This is a genomic window from Sporofaciens musculi (assembly GCF_009830285.1).
GTDB classification, from domain to species: domain Bacteria; phylum Bacillota; class Clostridia; order Lachnospirales; family Lachnospiraceae; genus Sporofaciens; species Sporofaciens musculi.
In genome coordinates, this window is the sequence record NZ_WUQX01000001.1 from 2,038,789 (window position 1) to 2,058,785 (window position 19,997).

The 19,997-nt window shown below is 44.9% G+C and carries 21 protein-coding genes and 2 pseudogenes; 17 read left to right on the forward strand and 6 right to left on the reverse strand.

Annotated elements, in window-relative coordinates; all coding sequences use genetic code 11:
• Positions 1-72: 72 nt before the first annotated feature.
• Positions 73-1,812, reverse strand: a complete 1,740-nt coding sequence (locus GN277_RS10195; RefSeq protein ID WP_159750941.1) for an Rqc2 family fibronectin-binding protein — start codon at positions 1,810-1,812, stop codon at positions 73-75.
• Positions 1,813-1,956: 144 nt separating this feature from the next.
• On the opposite strand from GN277_RS10195, the gene GN277_RS10200 reads away from it, so the two are divergent.
• From GN277_RS10200 to GN277_RS10235, 8 genes are all read left to right on the forward strand, one after another.
• Positions 1,957-2,121: a hypothetical protein gene (locus tag GN277_RS10200; protein ID WP_159750942.1), complete on the forward strand. Its 165-nt coding sequence runs from the start codon at positions 1,957-1,959 to the stop codon at positions 2,119-2,121.
• Positions 2,087-2,968 carry a YicC/YloC family endoribonuclease gene (locus GN277_RS10205; RefSeq protein WP_159750943.1) on the forward strand — a complete coding sequence of 294 codons (882 nt, stop codon included), beginning with the start codon at positions 2,087-2,089 and terminating at the stop codon, positions 2,966-2,968. The genes GN277_RS10200 and GN277_RS10205 overlap by 35 nt, the downstream gene beginning before the upstream one ends.
• A 21-nt stretch (positions 2,969-2,989) precedes the next feature.
• Positions 2,990-3,610, forward strand: coding sequence for a guanylate kinase (gene gmk, locus GN277_RS10210; RefSeq protein ID WP_159750944.1), 621 nt, complete (start codon positions 2,990-2,992; stop codon positions 3,608-3,610).
• Positions 3,611-3,613: 3 nt separating this feature from the next.
• Positions 3,614-3,928 carry a DNA-directed RNA polymerase subunit omega gene (gene rpoZ / locus GN277_RS10215; RefSeq protein WP_159750945.1) on the forward strand — a complete coding sequence of 105 codons (315 nt, stop codon included), beginning with the start codon at positions 3,614-3,616 and terminating at the stop codon, positions 3,926-3,928.
• A gap of 200 nt (positions 3,929-4,128) precedes the next feature.
• Positions 4,129-5,454: a 30S ribosomal protein S12 methylthiotransferase RimO gene (rimO, locus tag GN277_RS10220; RefSeq protein ID WP_159750946.1), complete on the forward strand. Its 1,326-nt coding sequence runs from the start codon at positions 4,129-4,131 to the stop codon at positions 5,452-5,454.
• On the forward strand, positions 5,451-5,993 hold the full coding sequence (gene pgsA, locus GN277_RS10225; RefSeq protein WP_159750947.1) for a CDP-diacylglycerol--glycerol-3-phosphate 3-phosphatidyltransferase: 543 nt from the start codon (positions 5,451-5,453) through the stop codon (positions 5,991-5,993). Before rimO ends, pgsA begins: the two co-directional genes overlap by 4 nt.
• 3 nt (positions 5,994-5,996) lie before the next feature.
• Entirely contained in the window at positions 5,997-7,241 is a 1,245-nt protein-coding gene (locus tag GN277_RS10230) for a competence/damage-inducible protein A (RefSeq protein WP_159750948.1), read from the forward strand.
• 56 nt (positions 7,242-7,297) lie between these two features.
• The gene (locus GN277_RS10235; RefSeq protein ID WP_159750949.1) at positions 7,298-8,770 is read left to right on the forward strand and encodes a GNAT family N-acetyltransferase; all 1,473 of its coding nucleotides are present in this window, start codon (positions 7,298-7,300) and stop codon (positions 8,768-8,770) included.
• Between the two features lie 124 nt (positions 8,771-8,894).
• Here the strand turns inward: GN277_RS10235 and GN277_RS10240 are convergent, their stop codons facing one another.
• Both GN277_RS10240 and GN277_RS10245 read right to left on the reverse strand, forming a co-directional pair.
• Positions 8,895-9,692, reverse strand: a complete 798-nt coding sequence (locus GN277_RS10240; protein ID WP_159750950.1) for an ABC transporter permease — start codon at positions 9,690-9,692, stop codon at positions 8,895-8,897.
• Positions 9,685-10,389, reverse strand: coding sequence for an ABC transporter ATP-binding protein (locus GN277_RS10245; protein WP_244324668.1), 705 nt, complete (start codon positions 10,387-10,389; stop codon positions 9,685-9,687). The genes GN277_RS10240 and GN277_RS10245 overlap by 8 nt, the downstream gene beginning before the upstream one ends.
• A gap of 37 nt (positions 10,390-10,426) precedes the next feature.
• Here GN277_RS10245 and GN277_RS10250 point away from each other — a divergent pair, with 37 nt between their 5' ends.
• Positions 10,427-11,290, forward strand: a complete 864-nt coding sequence (locus tag GN277_RS10250) for an AraC family transcriptional regulator (RefSeq protein ID WP_159750951.1) — start codon at positions 10,427-10,429, stop codon at positions 11,288-11,290.
• A gap of 4 nt (positions 11,291-11,294) precedes the next feature.
• Positions 11,295-11,759, forward strand: a complete 465-nt coding sequence (locus tag GN277_RS10255; protein WP_159750952.1) for a hypothetical protein — start codon at positions 11,295-11,297, stop codon at positions 11,757-11,759.
• A gap of 718 nt (positions 11,760-12,477) precedes the next feature.
• Here the strand turns inward: GN277_RS10255 and GN277_RS10260 are convergent.
• Together GN277_RS10260 and GN277_RS10265 are read right to left on the reverse strand one after the other, a co-directional pair.
• Positions 12,478-12,909: pseudogene (locus GN277_RS10260) on the reverse strand (ATP-dependent Clp protease proteolytic subunit); the annotation flags it as partial.
• Between the two features lie 133 nt (positions 12,910-13,042).
• Positions 13,043-13,387, reverse strand: a complete 345-nt coding sequence (locus tag GN277_RS10265) for an MmcQ/YjbR family DNA-binding protein (protein WP_159756589.1) — start codon at positions 13,385-13,387, stop codon at positions 13,043-13,045.
• A 163-nt stretch (positions 13,388-13,550) separates the two neighbouring features.
• Here GN277_RS10265 and GN277_RS10270 point away from each other — a divergent pair, with 163 nt between their 5' ends.
• The 4 genes from GN277_RS10270 (at position 13,551) to GN277_RS10285 (ending at position 16,287) form a co-directional block, all read left to right on the forward strand.
• Complete coding sequence (locus GN277_RS10270; RefSeq protein ID WP_159750953.1) at positions 13,551-13,733, forward strand: hypothetical protein; 183 nt, start codon at positions 13,551-13,553, stop codon at positions 13,731-13,733.
• A gap of 148 nt (positions 13,734-13,881) precedes the next feature.
• Entirely contained in the window at positions 13,882-14,136 is a 255-nt protein-coding gene (locus GN277_RS10275) for a UPF0175 family protein (protein ID WP_159750954.1), read from the forward strand.
• Positions 14,129-14,620 (forward strand): DUF3368 domain-containing protein, encoded by a 492-nt coding sequence (locus GN277_RS10280; RefSeq protein WP_159750955.1) that lies wholly within the window; start codon positions 14,129-14,131, stop codon positions 14,618-14,620. The genes GN277_RS10275 and GN277_RS10280 overlap by 8 nt, the downstream gene beginning before the upstream one ends.
• A 26-nt stretch (positions 14,621-14,646) precedes the next feature.
• A complete protein-coding gene (locus tag GN277_RS10285) occupies positions 14,647-16,287 on the forward strand; it encodes a recombinase family protein (RefSeq protein ID WP_159750956.1) in 1,641 nt (546 codons plus the stop codon).
• Positions 16,288-16,354: 67 nt separating this feature from the next.
• Here GN277_RS10285 and GN277_RS32135 read toward each other — a convergent pair.
• Positions 16,355-16,492, reverse strand: a pseudogene (locus GN277_RS32135) (spermidine/putrescine ABC transporter ATP-binding protein); the annotation flags it as partial.
• Between the two features lie 171 nt (positions 16,493-16,663).
• Between GN277_RS32135 and GN277_RS10295 the strand changes: the two are divergent.
• The 3 genes from GN277_RS10295 to asd are packed head-to-tail and all read left to right on the forward strand — an operon-like array spanning position 16,664 to position 19,844.
• Positions 16,664-17,278 carry an epoxyqueuosine reductase QueH gene (locus GN277_RS10295; protein ID WP_159750957.1) on the forward strand — a complete coding sequence of 205 codons (615 nt, stop codon included), beginning with the start codon at positions 16,664-16,666 and terminating at the stop codon, positions 17,276-17,278.
• A gap of 50 nt (positions 17,279-17,328) precedes the next feature.
• Complete coding sequence (argH, locus tag GN277_RS10300; protein WP_159756591.1) at positions 17,329-18,708, forward strand: argininosuccinate lyase; 1,380 nt, start codon at positions 17,329-17,331, stop codon at positions 18,706-18,708.
• Between the two features lie 50 nt (positions 18,709-18,758).
• Positions 18,759-19,844, forward strand: a complete 1,086-nt coding sequence (asd, locus tag GN277_RS10305) for an aspartate-semialdehyde dehydrogenase (RefSeq protein WP_159750958.1) — start codon at positions 18,759-18,761, stop codon at positions 19,842-19,844.
• The last annotated feature ends 153 nt before the right edge of the window (positions 19,845-19,997 follow it).

The window sequence follows — 19,997 nt, forward strand, 5'->3', positions numbered from 1 at the left end:
TTGGTAGATACTCATTTGTAGAGAGACGGTGTGGTGGAGTAGAATTATTCTTAGCATAGAAAACGTGCAGGTTTAGTCCTGCACGTTTTCTATTTCAGAGATGTCAGAATCAATGACCAGTGAATAGTTTGTATAGTACACGACAAAGCCAGGCTTTGCACCGTTAGGCTTCTTTACGTGTTTTTTCTCCACATAGTCAATCTCTACCTTGTCGCTGCCGCGGTTTTTGGAATAATAAGCCGCAAGCCGTCCCGCATCCTCGAAGGTCCGGTCAGGAAGCTCATCTCCGTTGGTTTTTACAATGACATGGGAGCCAGGCGCGCCCTTGGCGTGAAACCACCAGTCATTTCCGCTGGCAAAGGAGAAGGTCAACTCATCATTCTGGAGATTATTCTTCCCCACATACATGTGATACCCGTCGCCGGAAATGTAGTGCATGGGCTTACTGGTGAGCTTTACTTTTTTCTTGGTAAATTTTCTTTTGATGTATCCGCTTTGCATCAATTCTTCTTTAATCTGGGCCAGGTCCGCTTCGCTCATGGCAATATCCAAAGCGTTGCTGATGGATTCCAGATATTGAATATCGTCAGCAGTCTCTTTTATTAATTCTGTAAGTGCCTCAAAAGTCCGTTTCTGCTTATTATATCTTGCAAAATATTTCTGCGAATTTTCCTGAGGCGTCATGGTAGGGTCCAGGGGGATGGTAATCTCCTGATCTGTGTAATAATTCAGGGCAGTTAATTCCTTTGAGCCAGCAGGGAGGCTGTAGCCGTAGATATTGATCAGCTCGCCATAGACCTTGTACTTGTCCCGATTCTCGGTATCTTTAAGCTGCCTTGTCTGCAAGTCGTATTTCTTGCGGTTCCGCTCCAGGGAAATCTGTACCACATGGCGCAGGTCTGTACTTTTCTGCCGGATTCGCGTCAGCGTATTTTTCGTGGCATAATAGCACTTAAGCACCTGGGAAATGGAGTCGTATTCCTGAAAGGTATACTCAGTGAAATGGGACAATGGAATGGCAGAGAATTCCTTTGGCGCATTTTTATCGTAGTAAATGAGAGGCTGGAATCTTCCGAGCCTTACATTTTCCATATAATAAGAGAACTGCCGGTAGAGATGGGCAAGCATATCCAAAGAAAGGTCTTTGGCGGTCATATGGGATTCCAGTCCGGAAAGCCAGCAGATTTCCTCGGCCGCCACAGGGCTGATTCCTGTGAAGCTGGTATAGATGGCTTTGCCAAGAGGAGACGGCTTATCCCTTAAGGTCTGGATAAATTCCTCCTGGGCAGCGGTCAGCGGATTAAGTTTAGCCATGGTATCCGGTATAAAATACTCCCGTCCGGGAAGCACCTCTCGGATGGAGCTCATCTGTGCATTGACGTGTTTGATACTGTCAATGATCCTGTAGGTTTCATCACAGAAAATGATATTACTGTGTTTCCCCATAATCTCAACAATCAGCTTTTTCTTACACAGATCTCCAAGTTCATCCAGATGTTCAATATCCAGATGGATAATGCGCTCAAGCCCAGGCTGTGAGACTCCTGTAATCCGTCCGTTTCCGATATGCTTGCGAAGCAGCATACAGAAATTGGGGGCAGTCATAGGGCTTGGCTTATTCTCGTCTGTCAGATATATCAAAGGAAGGGATGCGCTGGCAGAAATATAGAGCCTTAACGCCCCGTCAAGGGTTTTGATGGTCAGCAGCAGCTCGTCCGTCTCTGGCTGAGCAATCTTGGTAATACGGCCGCCTGTCAGAGCTTCTTTAAGCTCTTTTGCGATTGCTGCAACTGTGATTCCGTCAAATGCCATAATCTGAATCTCCTTTCTTTTTTCATCGTTACCGCAATAGTATAACATGGTTGACTCATTTTGCCAAATGTCTTATAATGAATGAGACAATAAATTGTAACAGTTCAGCCTGCAACCGCGCACTTGCTGCGTGGTTAGCAGCCAATGAATTGGAGCAGCTGGGAATCCGCCTCTTTGCCGCAGGCAAACTTTAAAATAGGCGGATTCCGTAACAGTGAAGCCGGAAGGCTGAACTGTTACAATAAATTTGAATATAGGAATAGAGGTTCATATCATGATAAACAGTATGACAGGTTTCGGACGCTGTGAGAGTTCGGACGGAGACCGGAAGTTTACCGTCGAGATGAAGGGTGTGAATCACCGCTATCTGGATGTGAATATCCGTATGCCAAAGAAATTTAATTTATTCGAGACTGCAATTCGTAATCTTTTAAAGCAGAGTATCCAGAGAGGAAAAGTCGATATTTTTGTCACATACGAGGATTTGTCTGAGAACCAGGCGTCACTTAAGTATAATGAACAGCTTGCAGGGGAGTATCTTTCATATTTCAGACAGATGGAGGAAAAATTCTCTCTTGGGAATGACGTTCGGGTCTCCACGCTTCTGCGTTGTCCAGAGGTGCTGATCATGGAAGAACAGACGATGGACGAGGACGAGCTGTGGAATGGGCTTAAAAAGGCGCTGTCTGGCGCTATCCGGCAGTTTGTAGAGACAAGGGCCCAGGAAGGGGACAGTCTGAAGGAGGACATTCTTAAGAAGCTTAGCGGGATTCAAAAGCTGGTGGACTATATTGAAGAACGTTCACCCCAGATTGTGGCGGAGTATCGGGAGAAGCTTCAGAATAAGGTTCGTGAGCTTCTTTCAGATACCCAGATAGAAGAAGGAAGGCTTGCGGCAGAGGTGGTAATCTTTGCGGACAAGATTTGTACAGACGAGGAGCTTGTAAGGCTTAGAAGCCACGTGGTACATATGAAGGAAACGTTGGAATCCAAGGAAAGCGGGATTGGACGCAAATTAGATTTTATAGCTCAGGAGATGAACCGAGAGGCGAACACCATTCTTTCCAAGGCAAATGACCTGGAGGTTTCCAATGCGGGGATTGATCTGAAAACAGAGATTGAGAAGGTTAGGGAGCAGATTCAGAATATTGAATAAAGGCAGAGAGAGGATAAGCTCATGGGCGAGAGAGGTATTTTGATTGTGGTATCCGGCTTCTCCGGAGCCGGCAAGGGTACGGTTATGAAAGAGATTATGGGGCAGTATGATAATTATGCGCTGTCCATTTCCGCGACAACCAGAAAACCAAGGGCGGGGGAGGAAGAAGGACGGGAATATTTCTTTAAATCCACAGAAGAATTTGAAAAAATGATTGCGAAAGATGAACTGATAGAGTATGCTAGATATGTGGACAATTACTATGGGACGCCAAAGGTCTATGTGGAGGAGCAGTTAGCTGCTGGGAAGGATGTAATCCTGGAGATTGAAATCCAGGGGGCCCTTAAGGTGAAGGAGAAGTTTCCAGAGACCTTATTGTTGTTCGTGACTCCGCCTACGGCCAGAGAGTTAAGGTCGCGTCTTGAGGGACGGGGAACCGAGACGAAGGATGTGATTGATTTCCGCATGAATCGGGCGAAGGAAGAAGCCGAGGGAATGAATCAGTACGATTACCTGATCGTCAACGATGTGCTTGAGGAATGTGTGGCGCAGGTGCATCAGATCATTCAGGGAGAACACAGAAGAAGTTACCGCAATCAGGCGTTTATAGAGTGTATGAAGGAAGAACTGAAAGGAGAATAGTGTATGCTGCACCCATCTTACACAGATTTAATGAAAGTAGTGAATAAGGATGTAGAGGAAGGCGAGACTAAGATTGTCAATAGCCGGTATTCCATCGTTATGGCGACTGCGAAAAGGGCGAGGGAGATTATAGACGGCAATATGCCGCTGGTGCCTGTAAAGAACGGTGAGAAGCCGCTTTCGGTTGCCATCGACGAGCTGAATCAGGCTAAGATCAAAGTCGCCGCAGAGGAAGAACCAAAAGAGATAAAAGCGCAGGAAGCAGAGGATATACAGGAAGATAAGGAGCAGAGGGTGCCGGAAGAGGTTTTAGAGTAAGCACAGGAATTTTTGAGGAACTGTTCGGCATAGATACAGGCAATGAGGGGCTATCGGAAAATGACATTTTCACACAATATATAGACATTTTCTGCCAAGAAGGATGGTATATATTGTTGAGATATTTCGTTTTCCGACAGCCCTTTCTTGACATAGCATGAGTTTTATGAAACTGTGTATAAATTTGGAAGGAGGATAGGATGAATATATTATTTATCTCTCTGGGATGTGACAAGAATCTGGTAGACTCGGAGGTCATGTTAGGTCTATTAGATGGGAAGGGATATCAGATTGTAGATGACGAGACCCAGGCAGATGTGATCGTAATCAATACCTGCTGCTTCATCCATGACGCAAAGGAGGAAAGCATCCAGACTATTCTTCAGATGGCGGAGTATAAAGAAACCGGAAGGCTTAAGGCTCTAGTGGTGACCGGATGTCTTGCACAGCGGTATCAGCAGGAGATTCTTAAGGAGATTCCGGAGGTGGATGCAGTTCTTGGGACCACCGCCTATGACCGGATTGTTCATACGGTGGAGGAAGCTCTTTCTTCAAAGGGCTATATGGAGATTGGAGGGCTGGATGCCCTTCCTTTGGTGGAGGAAAAGCGTTTGGTGACGACAGGCGGACATTACGCCTATCTGAAAATCGCAGAAGGGTGCGACAAACACTGTACCTACTGCATCATTCCGAAGATTCGGGGGAATTATAGGAGTGTGCCTATGGAGAGGCTATTGAAGGAAGCCAGGGAGCTTGCAGACCAAGGCGTGAAGGAACTAATCCTGGTGGCTCAGGAAACCACCCTCTATGGGAAGGATCTTTATGGAGAAAAGTCGCTTCACAGACTGCTGCGGGAATTATGCAAGATCAGAGGAATCCGCTGGATTCGTCTCTTGTACTGTTATCCGGAGGAGGTGGATGATGAGCTGATTCAGGTGATAAAGGAAGAAAAAAAAATCTGTCATTATCTGGATCTTCCCATTCAGCATGCCAGCGACGAGATTTTGAAGAAGATGGGAAGAAGAACCTCCAAAGGGCAGCTTAAGGAGATTGTGGCAAGGCTCAGAAAGGAGATACCGGACATTACCATCCGTACCACGCTGATTACTGGTTTCCCAGGGGAGACGAAGGAGCAGCATGATGAGCTTATGGAGTTTGTGGACGAGATGGAGTTTGACCGTCTGGGCGTATTTACCTATTCGCCGGAGGAGGACACGCCGGCCGCCATGCTGCCAAACCAGGTGGCAGAAGATGTCAAGGAGGAACGGCAGGCAGAGCTTATGGAGTTGCAGCAGGAGATTGCCTTTGATCAGGCAGAGGACATGATAGGACGGGAAGTGCTGGTGCTGATTGAGGGTAAAGTGGCGGATGAAGCTGCCTACGTGGGGAGGACTTATCGGGACGCCCCCAACGTTGACGGGCTGATCTTCGTACAGACAGAGGAGGAGATGGTGACCGGAGACTTTGCAAGAGTGAGAGTGACCGGCGCTTTGGAATATGATTTGATAGGAGAGTTGAGCGTATGAATTTACCAAATAAACTGACGGTGCTTCGAGTGATTATGGTGCCTTTTTTTGTTTTTTTTATGCTGACAGATGTAGGAGGCCCTTTGAATAAATGGATTGCCCTTGTGATCTTCTGTGTGGCGAGCCTTACGGATATGCTGGATGGGAAGATTGCGCGGGCAAGGAACCTGGTAACAAATTTCGGGAAATTTATGGACCCGCTGGCAGATAAACTGCTGGTATGTTCTGCCATGATTTGTCTGATTCCATCAGGGGATTTGGAGGCGTGGATTGTCATTTTGATTATTGCGAGAGAGTTTATCATCAGCGGCTTTAGGCTGGTTGCGTCGGATAACGGAATCGTCATTGCGGCAAGCTACTGGGGGAAATTCAAGACAGTATCCCAGATGGCGATGATTATTGTGCTGATTGCCGACTTTGGCGGCGTATTTGATATGATTGGAACAGCGTTAATCTGGGTATCCTTAATCTTGACGGTTGTTTCTTTAATCGATTATGTTGCCAAGAATGTACAGGTGCTGACACAAGGGGGTATGTAACGGATGACAGTGGAATTTATTTCTGTAGGTACAGAGATTTTATTGGGAAATATTGTAAATACCAATGCGGCGTATCTGTCGGAGCAGTGCGCGGCTCTAGGTCTTTCCTGCTATCACCAGAGCGTGGTGGGGGATAACGAGGAGCGTTTGGAGGAGGCCGTAAGACAGGCCCTTTCAAGGTCTGATATTCTGATTTTAAGCGGCGGCCTTGGCCCTACGAAGGACGACTTAACCAAGGAGGTTGTGGCGAAGGTCTTTGGAAAGGAATTGTATGAGGATACTCACACAAAAGAGAGGATTGAGGCGTATTTTAAAAGAGTACGCAGCGAGCAGGTAACGCCCAACAACTGGAAACAGGCCATGGTGCCAGAGGGAGCTAAGGTGGTGGATAATCATAACGGAACGGCTCCCGGACTGATTATGGAGGAGGACGGGAAGACTGCCATCCTGCTTCCAGGCCCGCCAAACGAGATTAAGCCCATGTTTGAGAGGGATATTGCGCCTTATCTGAACCGTTTGCAGCCAGAGGGAATTTACTCGAAGATGGTGAAGATTTGTTCGATCGGGGAGAGTAAGGCTGAGACCATGGTTGCTGATTTGATGGACGCACAGACGAATCCTACTATTGCGCCCTATGCAAAGACGGGAGAGGTACATTTCCGCGTGACGGCCAAGGCTGCTAGTCCCAAGGAGGCAAAAAAGCTGTTTGCGCCTCTCATGGACGAATTGTTTGGCCGTTTCGGAGATAAGATTTATACCACTGAGGAGGAGGTTACCCTTGAGGCGGCTATCGTCAGTCTTCTTGAGGATGATAAGATGACCTTGACGACAGCAGAATCCTGTACAGGAGGACTTCTGGCAGGCAGGATTATGAATGTGGCAGGGGCTTCAAACGTATATCGGGAGGGATATATCACTTACTCCAATGATGCCAAGGAGCGTCTCCTTGGGGTAAAGCGGGAAACCTTGATGCAGTACGGCGCGGTAAGTGCACAGACCGCTGAGGAGATGGCGCGGGGCGCGGCCAAGGCTGCCGGTGCGGATGCCGCCCTTAGTGTGACAGGGATTGCAGGGCCGGCAGGCGGTACGCCGGAAAAGCCGGTAGGGCTTGTGTACGTGGGCTGTTATGTGAAGGGGCACGTCCGTGTGGAGGAGTTTCACTTCACAGGAAACAGAGATAAGAACAGGGAATTTGCCGTGGCAAGGGCATTGACTCTTCTTCGAGAGGAACTGATTGGGAGAAAGTAGGTAAGCAGGCAGTCTGTTTGCTGTGCTAACCGATAAAAAAGCTAGGAGGCTTTGATATGGAAATAAGGATGTTACAGCAGCCGGAGTTGCTTCCGGCGCTGCATCTTGTGTGGGAGGTCTATGCGGATACGATTGCACCGACCAGTACTCCAGAGGGTGTGGCATCATTTCAGAAATTTATTAAATACGATTATATCAGCCAGGTATGGCAGCGGGGAGAGTTGATTTTCTTTGGCGCATACGAGGGAGAAAGCCTGTTGGGCACCCTTGCTCTAAGACCGGATGGTCACATTGCTCTTTTCTTCGTGGATAAGGACCGTCAGGGACAGGGAATCGGGCGTATGCTCTTCCAGCATGCCTATCATTACTGTGCCCAGTATCTTAATGCAGGCAGGTTGACGGTCAATGCTGCGCCGGATGCGGTGGAGAGGTATGTACATATGGGAATGCGTCCTATTTCCGGAGAACAGGAGAGGGAAGGGATGCGCTACGTCCCTATGGAAATGTATGTGAACTTAAGTGTGGTGTCTCCCAAAGGCCAGCGGTCGAAGGCTCCGTGGATCGCCCTTGGGGCATTTGGGGTGGTTCTGGTGCTGCTGTTGACGTTTATAGGCGTCAATGCGTTCAATGATATCCGAAGAGAGATTGTCCATCAGAGGGACTGGGTGTATGATGAGCCAGATTATGATTATGATGATAACTATGACTATGATTATGATAATGGCTTTGGCTCAGAAGAATTTCCGGAGGGCTATGGCGGCGACGGATATGATGAATCAGAGGAAATGTCGGGAATATGGACGATTCCGGAGATGATTGACGATGGGCTTACCTATGAGATTGAAGAGGATGTGTATGAATTTTCAGATGAAGAGAAACAGTCTATGATGATTCAATTCCAGGTGGCTTATCCTAAGCTCAGCGGGCTTTCGGATGCCTCTGTAGAGAAGAAGGTCAATGATATCTTAAAGGCGCGGGCCATGGAGTCAGTGAAGCGGATTTATGACGACCCTGCTCCAGAGATTAAGGAGAGAGTACTTGGAGAGGAATATGCCATATTAATCGACTATGTGGATTATAAAGTCTGCTATGCGTCTGAGGATGTGCTCAGTGTGGTGTACGAGGACTACTGTTACGAGGGCGGGCAGGATTACTATGTCCAGCATCTGCGTACCTGTAATATCAGCTTGAAGGACGGGAAGGTGTATGAGGTAAAGGAGATCGTAGAGCTTAGCGACAAATTTTTGGAGGAATGGCTGGTCAGAATGAGAAGCGAGGCGGGAGATGATAGTTTTCTGTCAGAGGCGGATATGAATACTTTGAAGAAGGCGCTGGAGGGAGACAGCCAGAACGGTGTATATGATGTGAGCTTCTTTCTGGATGCCGATGGAATTGAGATTGGCTTTGATTTGAACTATGCCAGCGATGATGAAAATAACAGAGGGTATGTGTGGGTGACTGCTCCCTTTACCTTTGAGGAGATGGGTGAGTATGGGTCAGGCAGTAACCTGTGGGAAAAGTTGAAGTAAGGTAAGGTATGGGTCAGGCAATGGCCTGTGGGTGTGATAAGGATAAGTATGTACGCAGGAGGTGCTATTTGCATCTCCTGATGTGTTTTTCGACAGTGATTTTGCCGAAAACGTATGAGGGATTTTAGAAACGGCGCCGGCACCATTTTTCCAGGAGGCTGATTAAGGAGTAAAGAAGCATTGCCATGATGCATAGGAGGACGATGCTCATAAGAAGCCAATCCATTTTAAATACCTGGCTGGAATATATAATGAGATATCCAAGCCCGTCTCTCGCCGCCAGGAATTCACCGATGATTACCCCCACCAGACACAGTCCGATATTGACCTTCATATTGCTTATGATTGCCGGAATGGAGCTTGGCAGAACCACTTTTGACAAGGCGTGAAACTGGTTGCCTCCCAGGGTGTAAATTAGTTTTATCTTACCTGGATCGACGGTAGTGAAGCTGGTGTAAAGACTTAAGATGCTTCCGAAAATGGCCACCGACATTCCAGCAACAATAATGGTGGTTTTGGTTGCGCCAAGCCACACAATTAGAAGCGGGGCTAACGCAGATTTGGGCAGGCTGTTGAGCACCACCAGGTAGGGGTCTAGGATTTCGGAGAGTTTGCTGCTGAACCACAGGGCAACTGCCACCAGAATGCTGATGGCAATTACAAGCAGGAAACTTAAAATCGTTTCGTATAAGGTGACTCCAAGATGGAGAAAGATGCTCTTATCCAAAAGCATTTCCCAGAAACAAAGTGCAATCTTGGAGGGACTGCTGAAGATAAAAGAATCAATTATCCCTACATTGGCTGTGAATTCCCAGATAAATAAAAAACTTAGCAGTATTAATATTCGTGATATCCTGACAATTCGTTTATGTCGGCGGTGCATGAGAAGATATTTCTGTTGTCCTGCTGACAGGTTACTCATCTGTATTCAACTCCTTCCATATGAGATTAAAATATGTTTTAAATTCCGGTGCGTTACGCCGGTTTAGGGGTGTATCTGTGTCAAGGTCAAAAATCAGCGGGATGGTCTGCTTAATGGTTGCGGGACGACCTGAAAGAATGATGACTCGGTCAGCCAGAGATATGGCTTCTGACAGGTCATGGGTTACAAGCAGTGCAGATTTTCCTTCTTTGCGTATGATTTGACCGATATCGTCCCCCACAGTCAGCCGTGTCTGGTAGTCCAGGGCAGAAAAGGGTTCATCCAGGAGAAGAAGCTCCGGCTCCAGCACCAGGGTACGGATTAGGGCTGCCCGCTGGCGCATCCCGCCGGACAGCTCCGAGGGACGGGAGGTCTCAAACTGGCGGAGCCCATAGAGGTCTAAAAGCTCGTGGGCCCGCTCTTTGGTGCGGGCGGTCAGCATATGTTGAACCTCCAGTCCAAGGATTACATTGCTGTAGATGGTTCTCCATTCAAAAAGTTCGTCGTGCTGAAGCATGTAGCCTACATTTGTGGTGCTTTCTTTTAAGTATTTTCCATTAATCTTGATCAGGCCCTTTTCCGGTTCGAGAAGTCCTGCGATTAAGGAAAGCAGTGTGGATTTGCCGATGGTATAGCAGTGGAAACTAAATGCTATCCAGATAGTACCTAAAATGAGCTGAAAGTCAATGGTATACATGATAAAATATGATTCAGGAAAGGGGAGCTCTGAAGCCATGGAGTGGAATAAAAAATTACAAAATATTATTGATTATGTTGAAAATCATTTACAAAGGAAAGAAGAACCTGTCAGCAATGATGAAATAGCAAAAATGGCAGGTTGCTCCTTTGGGTTCTTTCAAAAAGTATTTTCTTATATGAATGGTATCAGCTTTGCTGAGTATGTCCGCTCTAGGAAATTAACTTTAGCTGGATATGATTTAAAAAGTACAGATTTACGTATTATAGATATAAGTTATAAATATGGCTATAATTCGCCAACCTCATTCACAAAAGCATTTCAGCAATTTCATGGTGTTTCTCCTAAAGAAGCAAGGGAAAAAGATATTGAATTAGCTGTTATGCCTAAAATGCAAATTGAAGATAAACAAAAATATTCATGGAAATTAGAACGAAAGCCAAGTTTACATTTAATTGGAAAGACTACCAAGATTTCATGTGTGAACAATGAGCATTTTTCAAAAATCCCTGAATTTTGGAGTGATTGCCAAAAAAATGGCCTTTATGCAAATTTAATATCTTTGGATAGAGGAAATCCCAAAGGTATGTTCGGACTATTTGGTTATTATGATGAAAATTCTAATGAAATAGAATATTCTATTATGGTTATATCAGATGCAGATTTACCAGACGGATTTACAAAAATTGAGTTGCCAGAAGCAACCTGGGCAATATTTGACTGTATAGGTATGATACCTCTGTCTATTCACAAGGGCTGGAAATATCTACATGAAGAGTGGTTGATAAAATATCCTTTCAAACACGCGCCTTGTCCAGAAGTAGAGTGGTATAGCGATGGCAATTCTTACGACGCAAATTATTTAAGTCAAATATGGATACCAATTATAGAGGAGGACTAGAAAAATGGTACATTTAGTTTATTGTGATAATGCAGGAAAAAGGGGAGAAAAAGTATTGGACAAAATCCTTGCAGGGACAAAGAGTATGGTTGTTCGTGGGGCCGCAGGCAGAAAGCTTCCCCACAGTCGAGTTTTTGAGGGAGAGCGTCTTTATTTCATGGAAAAAGGAAGTGGGTTAATAACAGCAACAGCCATTGTAAAGTCGGTTCAAAATTATGTGAAACTGACGGATTACGAAATTACAAAAATACTGAAAGAAAATCAAAACAAATTAAATCTGTCTGAAAAGCAAAAAACACGCTGGCATAAGAAATGTTTGTGTTTAGTGGAATTTGAAAATGTTGAGGAAATAGAGCCTCTTAGTTTTGAACATCAGGGAAATATGGACGATTGGTTAATCTTAAATAAGATTGAAGATGTTGTTGTCGGCACAAGTATTCCCTACAATTATGAAAACTCAAGATTTTAGTTGCCACAAAGAAATCTCTAAAAGCGCATAGATAACCATTACTTCGTCTGAAAGGCGATAAATATGCAGACTCAAAAATGGCTTTTGAAAGCGATGCTATCTATTACAGCACAAATGCACCCGCATTTTTACCTCTTGCGCTAAGCTGCCAGATATGCTATATTATAGAAAAGGGAAAGCCACAGAAGCGGCTCTACCCCGAACAATAATTTTTTACCTCAAAAGAGGCAAGCCGTCACTATTGTGAGTAGTGGCGGCTATTTCTTTTTTCCCTTGTAAATCTGATAAATCAAATTAGCAAGGGCAACAATGAGTATTCCGATCTGAATTAAATCAGCATATGTAACATACATTGTATCGCCCTCCTTTCTTTCGTCTGGAGGGCTGTTATACCCTCCGAAAATAAAAGAGGGGCAAAGCCGCCGTTGGCTCTATGGTTTTCCCATAAAGGAAGTATAGCATACATTTTCTTATCGTACAATCATAATATTCCGAATCAATATAGCAATCGGAGTTGAATATTTATTAAGAGAAATGGTGTGCATAGAAAATGCCTACACTCCAAACTGAAATGTAGGCATCATCTGCGCTAAATTTTAGATATTTCACCTGTCTACTTGACAAGGGGCATATCAATACCACCCAACTGCGGCTTTATTTTTTCGTCTTTGTAAAGATATTGATTTTTTTAAAACCAAATTACTTTTTCTATATAAAATCAACGTTTATCTATAATTTTATCAATCAAGCCAAAATCCATTGCTTCTTTTGCTGTCATATAATTATCGCGTTCCGTAGCAATGGCAATCTCATCAATACTTCTATCTGTATTTTCTGATAAAATGGTATTTAAGCGTTCTTTGGTCTTTTGTATGTGGTCAGATGTAATTTTTATATCGGCTGCCTGTCCTTGAATCCCATTTCCATGAATAGCAGGCTGATGTATCATAATTTCTGCATTGGGCAAAGCAAGGCGCTTTCCTTTTGCACCTCCTGCCAATAAAAAGGCTCCAAAACTGGCGGCAAGACCTATACATATTGTTGAAACATCACATTTGATATACTGCATTGTATCATAAATAGCAAAACCTGACGAAACAGAGCCCCCTGGACTATTTATATATAATTGAATATCTTTTTCAGGATCTTCCTTTCCCTATTTAATATAACATAGCTTTCTAAAATTATCTTAATAGAAATTGCCCCAATCTGTTATTCATAAATAATTTACAGGTAGTGTCTCAGGATTTCCAAGCGTGTGAACACTGTTATAAACTCTTACTTCAAGATCTGATTTTCCCTGTTATAAGGTCATAGCTTTCCAAAATCATACGTTTAATATCTTTATCCGGTATACTTCCATCCAGAATCACCGTATTCCAATGCTCTTTATTCTGATGATACCCTGGGATTACAGACGGGTAAGCCTGCCGCCAAAAATCACGCCATTGAGGGTCCACCTTGACATTTACTCGTATGGTCCCGTCCTCCCATTCATATGTCCAGGCAAATGCTTTCTTATTCTTTCTGTACCGAACTAACTGCCAGTTCTCGTCATGGAACGGAGCATCCTGGTAGGTGTCCGGCAGAGTCAGGCAATATTTTAGAACGGATTTTCTGTCAGTCATCATATGGTTCCCCTTTCTTATGTATGATTATAAACGATTTCTCTACATTTGTATATATCACAATCTATCTCAGAAGGCTCTCACATTAACAACCCATAAAGAATAATTTGCCAGCAGCTTCATAAATATATTATGAAACCTGACTACAAGAAAGCGGGTTGTTATGTCAAGAAAAAAGCAGAACATCGAGATTGTTTTACATAAACCAACAGATTTATCAAAGGTGTACAATGCACCGCAGGTTACAGAATTTTGGGAAGAAAAAATTTTGGCAAAGGTGAGAGCCTTTAGTCTCACAGAACAAGATTACCTTCGATTATTGGAACAAGTTTCGGTTAGTATTTGAAATGTGGCGGCCGTAGTTACTGTAAGCTTCAAAGAGAAAATTTGGAAAGAGGGTGTTAAAAAATAAGGATTTCAAGTATAATATTTCATAGATAAAAAAATTTTAACATTCATGAGAAAGATACAAGAGTCTGTGCAGGAGGTAGGATATGGGTCAGGTATCGATAGATATACCGGAAGCGGTTTTGTACGATACACGTATGAGCCAGGAGGAAGCATGTAAATTTGCAAAGCGGGCAGTAGCCCTTGGATACTATTCCCAGAGTGGAGTATCGATCGGATACTGTGCGCAGATTGCGGAAATGACGGAAGAAGATTTTATCAAGTATCTGGGTAAAAATCAAGTTTCAATTATCCAGTTTGACAATGAAGAAGAATTTCTGGAGGAGCTGGAGCATGCGTAAGGTGATTGTGAATTCAACACCGCTGATTATACTATGCAATATAGGGAAGCTGGAGATATTGAAGGAGATGTATGGTGAAGTTGTGATTCCCCAGGCAGTATATACGGAAGTAACTGTAAAAAAGGATTCTGCCTGTCAGCAGGTGGTATCGGCAGACTGGATTCATGTAGAGCAGGTGAAGGACCACTCTGAGAAGAAGATGTATAAGGCGAAACTTCATGAAGGGGAAGTTGAGGTCATGATGCTTGCACAGGAGACTGGGAAAGAGGCTCTGGTAGTGATTGATGACAATGCGGCAAAAAAGACAGCAAAATATTTGGGGCTTACGGTCACAGGTACGGTGGGGGTGCTGCTAAAAGCCAAAAAGAGGGGAATACTTCCAGAAATACGTCCTGTTTTGGAGAGCATGAAGAGGAAAGGATTTTATATTAGCGGAAATGTAGAGCAAATGATATTAGAGCAGGCAAAAGAGCAGTTATCCTAGGGCTTACTAAATTATGGAGACGGGCTATGAAGATATTCATATACAGCAGGAAATCTAAATGGACAGGCAGGGGCGAGAGCGTAGAGAACCAGCTTACCATGTGCAGGGAATACATACAATATAACCTTGAAGGGGCAGATAAGGCGGAGATTGTGGAATATGAAGACGAAGGATATTCAGGGAAAAATACCAACCGACCCCAGTTTCAGAAAATGATGAGCGACATCAAGCAAGGAGGGTGCAATTATCTGGTATGTTATAAATTAGACCGGTTAGGGAGAAATATCGCAGATTTGGCGAATCTAATTGAGACGCTGAATAAGCTGAACGTCTCTTTTGTGAGTATTAAGGAAAGATTTGACACATCAACGCCCATCGGAAAAGCAATGATTTATTTTGCAGGGGTATTGGCTCAGATGGAACGGGAACAGATTGCAGAGCGTGTCAGGGATAATATGATTATGCTGGCGAGAAAAGGAAGATGGCTTGGCGGCAATACGCCGTTAGGATTTCGGGCTGAGGCAGAAGAAAAAATATCAATCAACGGTAAAAATAAAAAATCCTTTCGTCTGGTCATGGATGAAGAAGAAATTAAGGTAGTGCAGTTTATTTTTCAGGAGTATTTAGAAAAACAGTCTTTGGTGGGCATTGTAAAGTATTTTCTAAGCCATGACATCATGACAAAGAGAGGTTATGAGTATTCCACAACGGCAGTCAAGGATATTCTGACCAATCCGGTATACTGTATTGCCGATAAAGAAGCCTACGATTATTTCTGGAATCTGGGATGTCAGGTATGTCTGGAGGAGGAGGAGGCAGACGGAAAATACGGTTTGATTAGCTACGCAAAAACATCTTCTTCTCAATATAAAAACAAAGATAATGCGCCAGAAAAATGGGTAATTGCACTGGGCAGGCATCGGGGTATTGTATTGGGAAAGGATTTTGTGAAAATCCAGAAGGTGCTGAAATATAATAGTTCTAAGGGGGATCGCTGGCATAAGCCCCAGAATCAGGTTGCTTTATTATCAGGACTGCTATATTGTTCCTGCGGTCACTATATGCGTCCGAAGAATTATTCTTCTAAACAACTGACAGAAGACGGTGAACGGAAGTTTTCCTACCTGTGTACTTATAAGGATAAGACTAACGGGAAAAAGTGTTCGACAGCGAACGTACAGGGCAATACTTTGGACCGGTTAGTATGTGAGGAAATTTTGCGGTATGCAGACGAGAACTCCAGCGTTTACCAAATGCTGGAGGAGATGAAAGAGAAGATTATAAATACAAAAGAAGATAAGGTAAATGCAGCGGATATTCTGGATTGGGAGATACAGAAACGAAAAAAAGAGGTAAAGAACCTGATTACCGCCCTTGCCAAATCGGAGGGCAACGAGGCGTTTATCAGCCAGATTGAGCAGGAAATAACGAGACTGAACGATGAATGTGCGGCGTTAGAAAAGGAAAAGGGCGAGGCTTTAGAGGAGGGCTGTCTGGTTCAGGGGAACAGACAGCAGCTAGATGTTCTTATTCACCAGCTTCAATCGTTTCAAAAGCTCTTTGACTCTTTAACGGTAATTGAAAAGAGGGAATACTTGCGTATGATATTAGACAAGGTTGTATGGGACGGGGAACAGGCCCATATTTTTATTTGTGGCAGCCATTGACGGGGAATGGGCGGAGAAATATCTGTGGCAGCCCCAGGCTTTGTTTCCATTGGTCAGCCATCCCATTGCCGCAGCCCGAAGGTCCTACTATGGATACAAATTCTCCCTTGTTCAGCGCAAAGGATATGTCCGTAAGAGCAGGAGTTTCCCCTTCCAGGGTGTGATAGGCGTAATGAATATGTTTGAGTTCTAATACTTGTTCCATAGGAACCTCCTGTATTTTATATAAGATTCAGCTACCGTTACATTATTTTATGTAAATATCATAAATTAGTGAAGGATTAATCTTGCCAGAAACGGTGAAAGCAGTTATAATTCAAAAGGTATGCCACATAAAGACGAAGTACATAGTCATTTTTAGAGGAGAAGAGTTCAGATGAATTATCAGAAAGAACTGGAGAAGTTGATTGAGGGTCTGGGAAAGGAACAGAAGGTGCCAAGCCTTCTGCTGCATAGTTGCTGTGCGCCATGCAGCAGTTATGTGCTGGAATATCTGAGTAATTATTTCGAGATTACCACCTTCTATTATAACCCCAATATTTATCCGGAGAGCGAATATACCAAACGGATTTTAGAGCAGCAGACTTTGATTGCGAAGATGAGGACCCAGCATCCGATTGCGTTTATGGCAGGAGCTTATGATAAAGACCGTTTTTATGAGATGGCGAGAGGAATGGAGCATCTAAAGGAGGGCGGGGAACGTTGTTTTAGATGTTATGAGCTAAGGCTTCGGGAAGCGGCGGAGGTTGCGAAAAAGTGCGGTTTTGATTATTTTGCAACGACGCTGAGCATCAGCCCTCTTAAGAATGCCGTCCGGTTAAATGAGATTGGGCTGCGGCTTTCTAAGGAGTTTGGGGTGGCGTATCTGCCGTCTGATTTCAAGAAGAAGAATGGATATAAACGCTCGATTGAGCTGTCGAAGAAGTATGGGCTGTATCGGCAGGATTATTGCGGGTGTGAATTTTCCGTAGCCCTGTCGCGCAGGGCTTAGAAGATAAATTCACCAGCCTAAAAGTGATGAAATACAAGGGAGATGAAGAAATGGCACAGTTATGGGGCGGACGTTTCACAAAGGAAACGGATCAGCTTGTTTATCAGTTTAACGCATCAATCTCATTTGATAAGAGATTCTATGCCCAGGATATCCGCGGCAGTATTGCCCATGTGATGATGCTGGCAAGACAGGGAATCCTTACGGATACAGAGAAGGAGAAGATTATAGAGGGACTGGAGGGAATCTTAAGCGACGTGGACAACGGAAGGCTTGAGATTACAGAGCAGTATGAAGATATCCACAGCTTTGTGGAGGCGACGCTGATTGACAGAATCGGGGAGCCGGGAAAGAAGTTACATACAGGGCGCAGCCGTAATGACCAGGTGGCGCTGGACATGAAGCTTTATACGCGGGACGAGGTACATATGCTGAACCAGCTTGTAAAGGAGCTTCTTCAGGCAATCCTTGTAATCATGGAGGAGCATGTGGATACATACATGCCTGGGTTTACTCATTTGCAGAAGGCGCAGCCGGTCACCCTTGCCCATCATATGGGTGCATATTTTGAAATGTTTTGTAGAGACCATGAGAGGCTTAAGGATATTTATGGAAGGATGGATACCTGCCCCTTAGGTTCTGGGGCGCTGGCTGGAACCACCTATCCGCTGGATCGGGATTACACGGCGAGCCTTCTTGGCTTCAAGGGACCCACAAGGAACAGTATGGACGGAGTGTCTGACAGGGATTATCTTTTAGAGCTTCTGTCAGCCCTTTCGATTTTGATGATGCATCTGAGCCGTTTTTCCGAGGAGGTCATCATCTGGAATTCCAACGAGTATCAGTTTGTGGAGATTGACGACGCCTACAGCACAGGCAGCAGTATTATGCCCCAGAAGAAGAATCCGGATATTGCGGAGTTAGTCCGCGGCAAGACCGGACGGGTCTATGGGGCCCTTCAGGGACTTCTGGTTGCCATGAAGGGAATTCCTCTTGCCTATAATAAAGATATGCAGGAGGACAAGGAGGTGGCGTTTGACGCCATTGACACGGCAAAGGGCTGCCTTGGGCTGTTTACCGGTATGCTTAGGACCATGGGCTTTAAGAAAGAACGGATGGAGGAAAGTGCGAAGCTTGGATTTACCAATGCCACGGATGCAGCGGATTATTTGGTGAACCATGGCGTTGCGTTTCGAGATGCCCATGGGATTGTGGGACAGTTGGTGCTTCTTTGCATTGAGAAGGATATGACCCTTTCTGAACTTCCCCTTGAGGAATATCAGAAGATATCGCCTGTGTTTGAGGAGGATATCTATCAGGCAGTCAGCATGGAAACCTGCGTCAATAAGCGGGTTACAAAAGGGGCGCCGGGAAGGGCGGCCATGGAGGCGGAGATTGCTGAATGCAGGAAGTATCTTGGAGAGTATTAAGATATACATACAAAGTTTTATAGAATTCAGGATAAGAGGAGTGGAGAAGCATGGAACAGAAATTAAGAGTAGGTGTCTTAGGCGCAACCGGAATGGTCGGACAGCGATTCATATCGCTGCTTGAAGACCACCCATGGTTTGAGGTTGTGACTGTGGCGGCAAGCGAAAGATCGGCGGGAAAGACTTATGAGAGCGCAGTTTTAGACCGCTGGAAGATGGCTTCACCTATGCCAGAGAGTGTGAAAGGGCTTACCGTTTTGAATGTCAATGAGGTAGAAAAGGTTGCCGCTACCGTTGATTTTGTGTTCAGCGCCGTGGATATGACGAAGGATGAGATTCGGGCCATTGAGGAGGAATATGCAAAGACAGAGACTCCTGTGGTATCCAACAACAGCGCCCACCGCTGGACGCCGGATGTGCCCATGGTGGTGCCTGAAATTAACTCCGAACATTTTGAGGTAATCGAAGCCCAGAAGAAGCGTCTTGGAACGACGCGGGGCTTCATTGCGGTAAAACCGAACTGCTCGATTCAAAGTTATGCGCCCTGTCTTGCAGCATGGAAGGAATTTGGCCCCAAGGAGGTGGTTGCGACCACCTATCAGGCAATCTCAGGCGCAGGCAAGACGTTTGAGGATTGGCCGGAGATGGAAGGAAATATAATTCCTTATATCGGCGGGGAGGAAGAAAAGAGCGAGCAGGAGCCTTTGCGCGTGCTGGGGCATGTAAAGGATGGCCAGATTGTGAAGGCAAGCTTTCCGAAGATTACCTGTCAGTGTGTCCGTGTTCCGGTGCTGGACGGTCATACGGCGGCAGTATTTATTAATTTTGAGAAGAAGCCAACTAAGGACCAGTTGATTGAGAAGCTTTTAAGCTACAAGGGATATCCCCAGGAGGCAAAGCTTCCAAGCGCGCCGAAGCAGTTTATTCAATATCTGGAGGAGGATAACCGTCCCCAGGTTAAGTTAGATGTGGATTTTGAGAAGGGCATGGGCGTTTCCATCGGACGTCTTAGAGAAGACAGCATTTACGACTATAAGTTTATTGGCCTGTCCCACAATACGGTGCGCGGCGCGGCAGGCGGCGCGGTGCTCTGTGCGGAGGCATTGACATCGAAGGGATATATTAAGGCAAAATAGACAGAATGAAAAGAGCGGGGATTTCCCGCTTCTTTTATTTTCCGGAGGCATTGTTTTGTCAAAATTCCTTCTTTCATTTCCTCCTCCCAGGTGGTAAAATAAATAGATAAAAGCAAAGACGTGAGGTAGCAGATATGGATAAAAAGATACTAA